The organism is Clostridium sp. Marseille-Q2269 (genome assembly GCF_943736985.1).
In the GTDB taxonomy this organism is placed as follows: domain Bacteria; phylum Bacillota; class Clostridia; order Clostridiales; family Clostridiaceae; genus Clostridium_F.
In genome coordinates this window covers 203,500-217,222 of the sequence record NZ_CALSFS010000006.1, presented here as the reverse complement: position 1 = coordinate 217,222, position 13,723 = coordinate 203,500, and the positions used below count along the sequence as shown (strand labels likewise).

13 protein-coding genes and 1 pseudogene are annotated in these 13,723 nt (G+C 25.5%); 3 read left to right on the top strand and 11 right to left on the bottom strand.

Annotated features, from left to right (window positions below):
• From NGI68_RS09910 to NGI68_RS09900, 3 genes and pseudogenes are all read left to right on the top strand, one after another.
• Positions 1–292: pseudogene (locus NGI68_RS09910) on the top strand (hypothetical protein); the annotation flags it as partial.
• A gap of 240 nt (positions 293–532) precedes the next feature.
• Positions 533–1,795 carry an ArsB/NhaD family transporter gene (locus NGI68_RS09905; RefSeq protein ID WP_251861321.1) on the top strand — a complete coding sequence of 421 codons (1,263 nt, stop codon included), beginning with the start codon at positions 533–535 and terminating at the stop codon, positions 1,793–1,795.
• 97 nt (positions 1,796–1,892) lie between these two features.
• Positions 1,893–2,363: a hypothetical protein gene (locus NGI68_RS09900; protein ID WP_251861311.1), complete on the top strand. Its 471-nt coding sequence runs from the start codon at positions 1,893–1,895 to the stop codon at positions 2,361–2,363.
• A gap of 499 nt (positions 2,364–2,862) precedes the next feature.
• On the opposite strand, the gene NGI68_RS09895 is transcribed toward NGI68_RS09900, so the two are convergent.
• The 11 genes from NGI68_RS09895 to NGI68_RS09845 all read right to left on the bottom strand — a co-directional run bounded on the left by NGI68_RS09895 (position 2,863) and on the right by NGI68_RS09845 (position 13,721).
• Complete coding sequence (locus NGI68_RS09895; RefSeq protein WP_251861310.1) at positions 2,863–3,513, bottom strand: site-2 protease family protein; 651 nt, start codon at positions 3,511–3,513, stop codon at positions 2,863–2,865.
• A 393-nt stretch (positions 3,514–3,906) separates the two neighbouring features.
• The gene (locus NGI68_RS09890; RefSeq protein ID WP_251861309.1) at positions 3,907–5,049 is read right to left on the bottom strand and encodes an ABC transporter permease; all 1,143 of its coding nucleotides are present in this window, start codon (positions 5,047–5,049) and stop codon (positions 3,907–3,909) included.
• A gap of 1 nt (position 5,050) precedes the next feature.
• Positions 5,051–6,175: a SagH family ABC transporter permease subunit gene (sagH, locus tag NGI68_RS09885; RefSeq protein ID WP_251861308.1), complete on the bottom strand. Its 1,125-nt coding sequence runs from the start codon at positions 6,173–6,175 to the stop codon at positions 5,051–5,053.
• 11 nt (positions 6,176–6,186) lie between these two features.
• Complete coding sequence (locus tag NGI68_RS09880) at positions 6,187–7,119, bottom strand: ABC transporter ATP-binding protein (protein ID WP_251861307.1); 933 nt, start codon at positions 7,117–7,119, stop codon at positions 6,187–6,189.
• A 100-nt stretch (positions 7,120–7,219) separates the two neighbouring features.
• Entirely contained in the window at positions 7,220–7,951 is a 732-nt protein-coding gene (locus tag NGI68_RS09875) for a SagF family protein (RefSeq protein WP_251861306.1), read from the bottom strand.
• Positions 7,952–7,958: 7 nt separating this feature from the next.
• Positions 7,959–8,597, bottom strand: coding sequence for a CPBP family intramembrane glutamic endopeptidase (locus NGI68_RS09870; protein WP_251861305.1), 639 nt, complete (start codon positions 8,595–8,597; stop codon positions 7,959–7,961).
• Positions 8,572–9,930: a YcaO-like family protein gene (locus NGI68_RS09865; RefSeq protein ID WP_251861304.1), complete on the bottom strand. Its 1,359-nt coding sequence runs from the start codon at positions 9,928–9,930 to the stop codon at positions 8,572–8,574. The genes NGI68_RS09870 and NGI68_RS09865 overlap by 26 nt, the downstream gene beginning before the upstream one ends.
• 15 nt (positions 9,931–9,945) lie before the next feature.
• Positions 9,946–11,028 carry a streptolysin associated protein SagC gene (locus tag NGI68_RS09860; protein WP_251861302.1) on the bottom strand — a complete coding sequence of 361 codons (1,083 nt, stop codon included), beginning with the start codon at positions 11,026–11,028 and terminating at the stop codon, positions 9,946–9,948.
• 3 nt (positions 11,029–11,031) lie between these two features.
• On the bottom strand, positions 11,032–11,988 hold the full coding sequence (locus tag NGI68_RS09855; protein ID WP_251861300.1) for a SagB/ThcOx family dehydrogenase: 957 nt from the start codon (positions 11,986–11,988) through the stop codon (positions 11,032–11,034).
• A gap of 194 nt (positions 11,989–12,182) precedes the next feature.
• Entirely contained in the window at positions 12,183–12,341 is a 159-nt protein-coding gene (gene closA / locus NGI68_RS09850; protein ID WP_251861299.1) for a clostridiolysin S, read from the bottom strand.
• Between the two features lie 360 nt (positions 12,342–12,701).
• The gene (locus tag NGI68_RS09845; RefSeq protein ID WP_251861298.1) at positions 12,702–13,721 is read right to left on the bottom strand and encodes a hypothetical protein; all 1,020 of its coding nucleotides are present in this window, start codon (positions 13,719–13,721) and stop codon (positions 12,702–12,704) included.
• Positions 13,722–13,723 lie beyond the last annotated feature (2 nt).

The window sequence follows — 13,723 nt, the reverse complement described above, 5'->3', positions numbered from 1 at the left end:
CTTAATATTATTTGCAATAACTGGTCAAGAACAATCTTTTGTTCCTAAAAACAATAAATCAGCTAAAGAAATAGCAAATAACCCCTTCAATGTTTTTCATAGTTGGAAGGAATATAATTCTAATATTAAGGATTCTTCTACAATAGCTGGAAGAACCATTTTTAATTTATTAAAAAATATACCTAAAGGACAAGATCCTTTCAAATGGATAAATGCTACATATGCAGAAGATAGTAATTGGTGGATAGGTGTTAAATCTATATATAATAACTTAGAAAAACAGACAAATTAAACGATATTGGTACCAAGTTTATCCATTTATACAATAATACATAATAAGGATTATATATAATATTTTTTATTAATTGTGTTATATATAAAATTAATTGTATAATATACAAAAATAAAGATTATATGTTAAATATTAAATTAATTGAAAAGCACTTTATTTATTGGAAATTTAGTATTAAAATTTAAAGATGTATACAAAAATTTTTATAGGGGGATGATTAAAATATTTAATAATATTAACATGATAATTCCTGCAATTATATTTATAATAGTCTATGCATTAATTATCTCAGAAAAAGTAAACAGGGTTGTAGCATCTCTAAGTGGAGCTGCTATTATGCTCATATTAAAATTAATAACTCAAGAAAAGGCTTTCTTAAAAATTGATTTTAATACCATAGGTCTACTAATTGGAATGATGATTATAGTAAATATTACTAAAAGAACAGGTGTCTTTGAATATATAGCTATAAAAGCCGCCAAATTTTCCAAAGGAAATCCTATTAAGATATTAATACTATTTTCCTTAATAACTGCCTTATTATCAGGGGTTCTTGATAATGTTACTACTGTACTTTTAATAGTACCTGTAAGTTTGGTTATAACTAAAACATTAGAAATAAATCCAATCCCTTTTTTAATGTGTGAAATATTTGCCTCTAATATAGGTGGTACTGCTACTTTAATAGGTGATCCACCAAACTTAATGATAGGAAGTGCAGCTGGATTAAGCTTCTTAGATTTTGTTAAAAATTTAGCTCCTGTAATAGCTATAATACTTATAGTTACATTATTTTTTGTAAAACAAATATACAAAAATTCTATGAACACGTGTGAAGAAGATAAGGAAAAAATTATGGCTTTAGATGAAAGCAAAGCTATTCGTGATAAGTCTCTAATGAAAAAATGTCTAATAATTCTATTTTTAACTTTAGTAGGCTTCTTAACTCATAGCTTGTTAGGATTTGAATCTGCAACTATAGCAATAGCAGGTTCTGCCATACTCTTAGCTATAAGTAAAGTTGAACCAGATGAAATATTGCAAGAAACAGAATGGGGTACTATATTTTTCTTCATTGGTTTATTTATAATGACTGGGGTGTTAGAGGATGTTGGCATAATGAGAGTGTTAGCACAAAAAACTCTATCCATAACCAAAGGTAACTTAGTTATGACTGGAGTATTTATACTTTGGATATCTGCCATTGCTTCTGCATTTATAGATAATATTCCTTTCGTTGCTACTATGATACCTTTAATAAAAGCTATGGGTACAATGGGTGGAATGGATATAGTTCCACTTTGGTGGGCCTTATCTTTAGGTGCTTGTCTTGGTGGAAATGGAACTATCATTGGAGCTTCTGCAAATTTAGTTGTAATTGGTATAGCAGAAAAAAGCGGTTATAAAATTTCTTTCAAAGACTACTTTAAGCTTGGATTTCCTTTGATGTTATTATCAATAATAATATGTACTGCTTATCTTTTAATATTCTTTTTAAAATAATTTATAATATTTTGAATATTATGGATAACGTTATTCTTTTAATGTTATAATATAAACAAAGATTAACTCACTTAGTTTATAGGGGGGGCGATTTAAAATGGATAATTACACCAAGGTAAAAAATTCAATGTTGACCTTTTTACTAGAACAGATGGGGGCCAAGATCCATAGGATTACAGGAATAGTATGCTATGTAGAATTTACTATAGACTCAGTAAACATAAAATACATGTACCACTTAGACAAGAAAAACAAATATTTTTTAGAAAGAATTTCTCCCTACAACGTAAGCATTGGGCAGTTTGAAAAAGAAGAAGATGTTATAAATACCATAAAAAGAGACATATCTAAGTTTGAAAATGCAAAGAATAGTAATAAGTTTAATAAATTTATTAATACAGGAAAAGACTTTGTTTCTACAGTTAAATCCTTTGAAGACCTTTATTTACACTATAATGTTTCAAAATATGATTTAGCTGATATACAAAAAAATATAGAAAATCTAAAACAAAAACTTGATGAGGTATCAACTAAGGCTGATGTAGTTTATAGAGAATCTGAAGAATAATTCCATTAGATATGATTAACATAAAAATTTCTATATGTACAATGATTTCAGTATTAATGAGAAATGATTTAATTAATATAAAATTTGTCTAAGTAAATAACCATTAAAATGTTAAATAAAAATAATAAAATATTTTATATATCAGCAAAAGCGGTGTAACCAAAAATATATTAAGCGAATTAATCTAAAATCATATATAGTAACAATATACTTTTGATAATATTTTAAAATTATTAACGTGAAAATAATTAATTATATGTGATTTATACAAACTATATTATAAAAATTAAAGTCTAGGAACTAATTTATGATGCATGTTCCTAGACTTTTTATATAATAATGCCTATTGTTAATTTCACCCATATATTATTTTGAGTTTACAGGAGTCATTGCAGTTCTGTTATAAGTTTTATTTTTTCTTTCTTCTAATTTTTATACTATATTTCTATTTTTTATTTATAACATATATCTATTTTTACCATTTGGAAACTTATAGTTTTTAAACCCTAAATATAAGCCTAGCCAATGTGATAAATGAATTGTATAAATAATTAGTTGGTCTTGCTATTATTGATCCTGCAAAAAATATAAATGCTATTAAAATTAATATTTGATAGTTATACATAATATCAGATATTTTATAGAAAGTTCTAGGCCATAGATCTCTTAATATATTAAAACCATCTAGCCCTGGTATTGGTATCAAATTAAATACCGCTAGCATACAGTTTATTCTAACTATAGAGGTTAATATTACAGTTACTATTCCCCCTACAGATGTTATATCTCCTGATATTATTAAATTCATCTTTAATAGAAATGCTATTAACAAAGAAAATATAAAAGCCGCTACTAAATTTGCAACTATTCCTGCTACAGATACTTTTATCTCATCTTTATAACCTCTTTTTAATGCACTTGGATTAATTTGAACTGGTTTTGCCCATCCAAATCCAATTAACAATATCATTATGAAACCTGCAATATCTATATGTGAAAATGGATTTAACGTTAATCTTCCTTGGAACTTTGGAGTTTTATCTCCTAATTTATCCGCCACATAAGCATGAGCAAATTCATGTACTGTAAATCCTATTAATATAGCGGGTATTATAAGTATTTTTGAAAGTATCCTATAGTTTAAGTCCAAACAACTCATCCTCTCCTGAAATTGAAACTTTAAAACAATTATAGCAAATTTATATAGCTACAACAATTAGCTAAATATTAATATAAAATAAACATTTGTATATCTAAATTATATCAACTTTAACTTTATCTAAACATACTTTTTAGTTTTCCTATTCCTCATTTCACTATTTTTTATCTAATATTAGTTTCGTTTAACTCAAATATATTAATATAAATAATGGAGCAACCATACTACATTGCTACACATCATTTTACTTCATTTATTAAAATAATTTTTTAATTTTTATAAGTATAATTATTTTATCTTTTATTTTAAATTACTCATTTTATAAATAATATATACTTTTATACTTTATATTAACTTACCTATTTTATACCTTGCTTTTATATATTAAAAAATACTCTTTAAATTTTCATCCTTAGTTAGTTTCAATATTCCTATTATAAAGAATGCTAGTGCAAACATCATAACCACCATAATATATGGTATAACCTCTGTGAAGCTCATTCCTTGTTGAAGAGAATCTATAGTTTTAAGTATCCAAGTTTGAGGAAATATATTAGCAAATTTCTGCATAAAACTTGGCATCATATCTAAAGGCCAAAAGCATCCTGATAGCATACAAGTTGGTGTTATTAATATATTGGATAAATATGATGATTGATTAAGATTTTTTGAAAAAGCTGCAATAATTATTCCAAAACCGATAGATACAAATCCAAAAGAACATAATATTATAAACATTGTACTTGTATTTATATAAAAATTAAGTTTTAGAACAAACAGAGCCATAAATAATATAACAAATATTTGAATTAAGAAAATTATAAAACTTGCTATTATATTAGCTACTATATATTTACTTTTACTAGTATTAGAGCAAAATATTCTGTAGTATGTTTTATTTCCTTTATCTTTTAATATAAAAGATGATGCTGTACTAGATGCTATAAGCATAAATACTAACAATAAACCTATACTTTGTTTTGTTACTGATTTACTTTTAGTCTTATCCCCTATAGTTTTATAGCTAAGTTTCAAATCTTGCTTTTTAAATCCATCATACATATTTTTAAAAGTTTTTTCATTTCTATCAGATACTACACTTATATTATTTAAATTATCTATATAATAATTTAAATAGTTTTTAATCCAAGATGTAATATCTTCTCCTCTAATTGATCGTATATCTAATTTTTTAAATTTTCCATTTATTATTTCATCATGAAAATCCTTTGGTATAACTACCACACAATCTACTTTTTTATCTAAGAGTTGTTTATTTATATCATTTTGTGATAGTTTAGTTACTACAAAATTTTTCTTAGAATCTATAGACTTTATCATATCTTTAGATAGGTAAGATTTATTTAAATCTACTACTCCAATTCTACTATAAGAAGCTCCTGAAGCATTTAGAAATAACGCTATAAAAACAGCCAGTAAAGGAAGTAATATAAAAATTATTATATTGGATTTTTTTCTAAAAGTTCTTTTTAAAATACTTTGGGTTAACAATAATATTTGTCTCATCTTATATCACATCCTTTCTTGGAAATAAGATAGCTGCTGCTAAAAATACAACCCCTAAACCAATATTTATAAGTAGAGTGGTTTGAAATGTACTCAAACTATTTCCAAAAATAATTTTAAATATGGCGTCGTTGCTCCATTTTAATGGTGATATATTGGATATATGATTTAACATTTTACTTCCTATTAAATCTAATGGTATATATCCTCCTCCTAGGAAAGTCAAAACAGGTACGAACATATATATAACTATTGCCATAACTCCTTCATTCTTTACAGTATTAGCTATACAAACTCCTGCAGACACTGCCATAAATATTAAAGATCCCACTACAGAACCTAGTGCTAATTTATTATGTCCCCAGTTAGTTCCTAAAATATATCTGCTAAATAAATATATTGAAAAACTTTGAAATGCTATAACTAAAAAAGAAGCTAATATCTTTGAAAATAATATTTTTAAAGGTGATGTATTACTACATATTAATCTTCTATAGGTTTTTCTTTTTATTTCGCTAGCAATAGTCATAGAACCTACTGCTGTTCCGTATAAGATAGTCATAGTTAACATAGTGACAGCATAATAATCTATACCTCTTGGAGAATCCTTGCCATCTATGGTTTTAATATTTACAAAGTTAGGAAAATCATTAACTTTTATTTTAGATAAAGCCATTGGATTTTTTTCTCCAACTTCCTTTGTCATATTAACTTTATCTACAAAAGTATCAAGTAAGGTACTAACTAATTGAGAATTAAATGCTCGTACATTATTTTCATAAGCATGTATTTTTTTATCATCTTGAATTTTTATATATACGTCAATTTTTCCATTACTTATTTTTTCTAAAGCATCTTTCTCATCTTTATTTTCTTTAAATTTAACCTTCATATCTTTTTCAATTTCTTTAGTGAAATCCTTGAAATTTTTTTCTAATTTAACATCTTTATTTATAGAATACATAACATTAATTTCTGGGATATTAATTGTAGATGCAAAATTTCCAGAAAAAACTGTTCCCAATATTGTCATCAAAAGCATAGGAAACAAAGTCATTAAAAGCATGGATTTTTTATCTCTTAAATTTTGAAGTATCTCTTTTTTTAATATATTTAATATCTTCATAGAGGTCACCTCTAATCTCTTAATTTTTTGCCAGTTAATTTAAGGAATATATCTTCTAAATCACTGTGTTTATTTTCTATGTTCTTTATTTTTATTTTATTATTTAAAAAATACATAATTATATCATCCAACTTATCTGAAGATTTATTTGTAATTTCTATAGTATTTCCTTCTATATTAACATTTTCTACACCTTGTATAGATTTTAATGATTTTATATCCACCTTAGTAGAATCTTCTATATTAATTACTACTTTATGAAGATCAGAATATTTTTCTACTAATTGGTGTTTTTTACCGTGAGCTATAATAGTACCCTTATCAATAATTGCTATGTCTGTACATAATTGTTCTACTTCTTCTATATAATGACTTGTATATATTATTGTGCATCCTCTTTTATTTAATTTTTTTATAGATTCTAATATATGATTTCTTGATTGAGGATCAATACCAACAGTAGGTTCATCCATTATAATAAGTTTAGGTTGATGCACTAAGGCACAAGCAATATTTAATCTACGCTTCATACCACCAGAAAATTTATATGGAAAATCTTTTGCTCTATCTAATAATCCAACAAATTCTAAAGTTTCTTTAGCTCTCTCCTTTAATTGTTGTCCTTTTATTCCATAAAGCCCTCCAAAGAAAGCTACATTTTCATAAGCAGTTAAATCTTCATATATAGCTATGTCCTGAGGTACAATACCAATATTATTTTTTAAATCTTTAGCTTTTTTGTCCATCTTTTTATCTAAAATAAAAATCTCACCTTTTGTAGGAGTTAAAAGACCGCAAATCATATTTATAGTAGTACTTTTTCCTGCTCCATTAGGTCCTAAAAATCCAAATACTTGCCCTTCTTTTACAGATAAATTTATATTGTTAACTGCAATATTATTACCGAACTTTTTTTCAAGTTTTTTTATTTCAACAATATTCATATTCTCATCCCCTTTATATTATGTTCTACTAAAGGTACAATCCTATTTTCATGTATACCTTTTACAATAACTGGCACTTATTTTACTACATTATTCTACTCTATCCTTCTTTAAAACATATTAAAAATGAATAAAGTAAATACAAAATAAATGTAGGTGTTATGGAATTAGTATAAATTAATACACAAGAACCAATAAAATTTAAAGAAAATGACCAAGTTCCATATATTAAACCTTGCTCTTTATTTCTCACTAGAACTAATTTACTTATAGAGTATAGTATTGCAATGCTAATTATAGATAACATAAAAGATAATTTTAAATAATCATTAAGTATATAAAACATTAAATAATAGTAGAGAACTACCTCAAATAAAGCATATATGATTGGTTTAATTATTCCCGTATAAAATGGCTTATCTTTATTAAATTTTATCCAAGATACCTGACTCATCTCTTTTCTACTATCTTTTTTCATTAAATATGAAACAATAACTATGATTATAAAAAAACTTATCTCTAGAACTCCTATAAATGAAAGTACTATAGCCATAATAGATTTAATTATATTAGTTTCAGTATATATGTTGTATACCTTAACAAACCCTTTATAAAAGCAGTATGTTAAAGGTATTCCCCCTATTATTAGTAAATATATATTTTTTATTACATTGCAACACGCCATTGGTTTTATGCCTAAAAAGCTTCCCACATTTAGACACATCTTTTTTATAAATTTAAATTTTTTATAGTTAATGTTAATAGGTATATAAAGTATTGCTATATATATCATCATTAAGATGAATACTAAAATTTTAAAATTTAATTTCATAAAGTTATCAACCTTTCAAGAGAATAACTATATTTTCTAAACAATGAGCTATTATAGGGATTAATATATTAAATCCACTAAAATAGAATAAGCATCCATAAATAATACCTGCCAGTATTTTTTCATAAAATACCTGTTTTCCTAAAAAAATATGATTTAAACCATATACAAAAGCTATAATAATTAAAACTGCTATTATATTAATGTTAAAATCCTCAAATAAAATATTGAACCATAATTGTCTATATACAAATTCTTCAAAAATACCTATAAAAACAGATAGTATAACCACAGTAATATTAGCTTTTTTAAATACTAATGATATTTTTAGTTTTGGAATAGTTTTATTAGTAGTGCTCACTACAATATAGCCTACAATTATCTCCAAAATTATAGTTAACGGTACAAACATAACTGCTATAATATACCAAAGATAATTATTATCTATATTTGTATAAAATTTTTCTTTGGACATAATAAATATACCCATAAGTATTACTATATAAATTGAAGCTAATATTTTAAGACTTTTTTCTAAAGATTCACTTGAGGATTTTTTATTATTTAAAAATAATTGAACTAGCACTATTGGATTAAAGGTAACTAAGAGTATTAGTGCATCAAGGCATTGGGTGTGGATATTCATTAATTACCCCTCCATATTTTTTCATTCTTGGATGGTTTTCAAAAGGGAACTCTGGTATGCACATTTCAATTAATTCTGGTATTAATACTCTCATAACATACCAACCTTTTTCTCTAGTTTCTGGTGGAGTTAAATCTAAATATACCGCATACTCACTTATATCCTTTAAATAATTTATTAAAACTTTTATTTGTTCATCTACATCTTTAACGTTTGATTTATTTAAAGAACTTAAAGTAACATCATCACCTAAAAATTCTTCTAACAAATTATTTTTTTCTTCAATGTTATTTGGAAGAGAATAATATAAAACATTAGAGTCTAAATCTAAAAATTTTGCATCTTCCTTAACTACATTATTTAACATGTCTTTATTATAAATAGTGTTAAAATATGCTCCATAAGATATAGAGGCAGCTTCCATTATTCCTCTAGTTAATGCATGAGATGCATCCAATCCCCCCTGAACTCCAAATAGCAAATAAGGAAGTTTATTATCTTTTCTTCTTAAAAACACACCAAAATTATGAATAGGACATTCTTCTAAAGCCATATACAATGGTATTATTTCATAGGGAGCATCTTCTCCCAGATTCACATCTTCTAAAACTTTCTGTACATTTTCATCATCTATTTTTACTAGGAAGCATTTCCCTTTTGTATACCATGTAATCATAAAAGAATCGATTTGGATATATTCAATTAAAGCATTTAAAAGAGCTTTTTTTAGACTTTTATGAGATGCAGTCCCTGTACTAAAGGATGGTATAAAATTTATTTCTCCTTTACTTTTATCTTCTTCATATCCCACAAACATCATTTTTGCTGGAACATATATTTCCTCATTTTCTCTCAATAATGAAGGACATTTAATCCATCCTATTATGTCCTCTTCTTCTACTTTTTTATCACATATGGCTACATTTAATTCTTTAGCCTTTCTAATTTGATTTTCTGTAAATACATCTATATATTTTAAAGGCATAACCTTATTATCTTTGCTTAGTTCCTTAAAACTAGCATATATAATCTTATCTTTTAAAAGTGTAGGACCCATGATGCTTGAATATCGCTCTATACTTTCACCTGTATATTTAACTAAAGCTTCCTCGTAATGAGAACCATATCCCATTATATGGTATTGCATAGATACATCTTTATTAAATACTTGTTTATGATAATCTGGCATATTTCCTGTTATACTTTTTAAAAATACATCACCATTAAAATTTACTACAGGCATACAAGACGCCTCTAATATACCACTTTGATTTCCTGATAAAGATTTAAAGTTATCTAATATATTATTAAAACTTGAAGAAAATTTTATCATCTTAAAGCCTCCCAGTTAAGAATTAACATCTTCTAAAATTTCATCTACCATATTTCTAGTAGATATATTTATTTCGCTTAGCTTGGCCTTTGATATATTTCCACAAGCAGGACAAAATGGGACTCTTAATAAGTCTTGGCATTGTATTTCTAGTGTAGGAACAAAGATACTAAGAACTCTTCCCTCAATTTTACAAGTATTAAAATTATTTATTAAAAAACCTTCAGATATTAGCATATTAGTCATAATATTTAATAGAGGAATTATAGATTTATGAGCTTTTTCATTAGGTTTAAAATCATTTTCTATAAATTTGTGATATAAAACATGATCTTCAAGTCTTGATAATATTCTTTGTTCAAAGCACTCTAGGCATCCAGTTTTAGGTGGTAAAGTGCTTAAAATACTTATAAATGGACCATCTATAAATGACATGATTACAGGTTTTTTAAGTTCTATAGAAACTCTATTTATATTTCTAAATAAATTCATATTTATGTGTCCCATACATATAAGCACAGAAGAATAATCTTTTAACTGACTTTTTATATCTTCTATATCTCTTTTTCTTTGTAGGGCATCTAAATTGGATGTTAAATCTTTAGAGATTATATTTTCTATACTTTCTTTTGAACATAAATCTAATTTCATGCCCATTGAATCTGATAAATTTTTAGCCGTTTCCTTAGCATAATCATTATCTGATATAAATAATACTTTCTCTTCTTTACGTTCACTTTCATTAAGAGTATATCTAAAATCCCCTAATAATACTTTAGACATTTCAAAATTATTATCTTTATCCTCTTCACTACATAACATTCCTGCTTCTGCTAAAGAATTTATCACATTAATAAGGTTATTTTTTTCTTCCTTATTCAAATTATGTTTATCTAAGTCATCTAATGAAAATCCCTTATTGTTTTTAAAATTATTTATAATACTTCTAAATGATGTTATAAAATTTTCAGTCTCACCTTTTAGGTCCAAGACTGCTTCATTATAGTTCCATAATCCGCTTCTAAATCTTATTTCATTTCTACCATTATCATATATTCTTAAATTATTACTTAATGTGTATATAGTTTTATTGTTCATAAATTACGCCTCCTGTTCCCAGCCTACTACAGTCATGTGAACTACATGCTTTAAAATTCCATCTAGGTTTAAAAGCTCTTCTATATATTGTTTTTCATATCCACCTATATCACAAGCTCCATATCCTAAAGCTGTAGATACAAGTTGTAAGTTTTGAGCCATTTCTCCAGTTTCAATTAAAGCATAGGAAAGTCCAGCATCTCCATATTTTCTTGAATTCTTTAGAAAGCTATATACATAAAAAACAACTAAGTTTGCACATTCAGCATTTATTACTGCAAATTCTGCAAAATTTTCTACCTTTAAAAGTTCCCTTTTTACTTTTACTTGTTTTAAACTGTGAGAATAAGGATAGTACGCATATATACCATCTCGTAAATCTTTTATATTTCTCATATACATATATATTTGTATAGGATATAGGCCTCCAGCAGATGGATTAGCTCTTAATGCAATTTTTTTATCATTATTAGAAAGATTATAAGGTTCTACTTCATCACATATTCCTTGAGTATAATAAAGTATATTTGATACATCATTTAAAGACATGGTTTTATTAGAATATTTTCTTACACTACGCCTAGATTTTATAATAGTAGATAAACCTGCTCTTATATTTTTAGGAGAGGGAAGTTCTATAATATTATTCTTTTCTTCTTCCATATCTAAATTTACAGAAGTTAAAGCAGCATCTGTTTGAAAAAAATTTGCAACTCCCGTTCTAAATCCTAAATTATTGTTATTAGATCTATAATTTAAAAGATATTCTTCACTTACAAATCTGTTGGACTTAGAGTATAGACTACCTTTTATTACTGTATCTGGGGTTTTAACTACAGTACTATCAGCATAGGGTGAAATACTAGAATACTGAGTATTAAAATGAATTAGCATTTTATTTTCTAAATCTGTATTTTTTTTAATTTTTATATTTTTCTTTTTAAAATTTTTTAGTAACATTTTCAGCTCCTTATTCACATTTTTAAATGTTAAGTTTGAATGAGTTTTCGAAATTAAACGTTTAAAAACAATACTAGCCAGGTGATAATCTAATTATTAAATTATAATCACCTGGCTAATACATTAGTTTAAATTATTTTTAAATAATTTAATTTTTTACAATGCTTTTTAATAGATAAAATTATTAATTATCTTTAAGCACTTGCTCCACTACTTGTTGAAGATGATCCTCCACCTACGCTAACACTAACGCAACAACAACAAGAACAACAACAACAACTTCCTGGAGCTACAGTAACTTTATTATTGTTATTATTAGTAGTTGTTAGTACATGCTCATTAAATTTTAACATACCTCTCACCCCTTAATGTTAAATATTAAGTGTTGAATTTAATTTTAAATCACATTTAATATTTAATTAAAATTTATTTATACTTATAATATCGAAGGGTTCGAAAGAACATTTATACTTTTTTTCAATAAATTTGTTGTATACTTCTATTTTATGCTTTTACCGGATAATGTTAAAATTTTGCACACAAAAAAGTGGCTGTCGCACTAAGAATAAATGCTACAATATATTGTATTAACTTTAAACTGTAAAGCAATATATTATGCTTAAATTCTTTAATGCGACAGCCACTTTTTTACTATCTAAAAATTATTTTTTAATCATAATAATCTATATTTTTTAGTCAATAATATTATATAATTATTTAACAAATTGAGTTTTTACTAATTTTCCGTCACTGCTAGATGCTACTCCATCTATATACATTTTAAGCATTATTCCAGAATATTTAGTTTCTTTTCCTGAACTTAGATCTTTTATAACTCCCTTTAAATCATCATTTACATATACTATTCCTAATGGCGAAACATAAATATCTTCTAATTTAGCTCCATTAGGTATAGCTACTGACTTCCAAGTAGATACATTATTTTTTATGCTACCATAATAAACTTTTACTATCTTATCTCCATTTAATTCACCTATATATACATTGTCATTATCATCTATAGATAATACTTTAGGAGATTTAACTCCAGGGATATTTATAGGAGCCTCATTTTTTGTAGAGAATACTTTTTTACTTATTTTATCTTCATAAATTAATATATCTTCATGAGGAATTATATGAATATCTCCAACAGAATCTGTCATTACTTCTACTTGATCTTTTTCTTTCATTATATTTACACTATATATTCTATTACTATTACCACCTACATTTACTTTAACATATATTAAATTCATAAGTGGTGCTGCCTTTATATCCTCAATTTTAGCACTTGAATCTTCAAAATTAAATGAGCATATTTTATCTTTTTGATCTTTATCTACATCATAAGAATTTAGTAATACTTCTCCATCTTTGTTTTCTGTATATATTATTCTATTTCTATCACAAAGCCATATATATTCTAACTTATCTTTCTTGCTATCAAAACTAATGCTCTTTTTATCACCATTTTTAGTATTAATTATATTCAATTTAGTATCTTTAAAATAAGATATATATTTGCCATTAAAAGATACATCAATATCCTCTACATTTTCTGGTATGTTTACATTAGCATCATTATTTTTTGGTGTTGTATTTGTAACTTTTGTAGCCTTAATTTTTGATCCGTTAGACGCTAAAAAATATTTATCAATATAAAACAGTCCTGCAAATTGTAATATTAGTGAAATCATTACCCATAATATTAATCTTTTTACTATTTTCATAT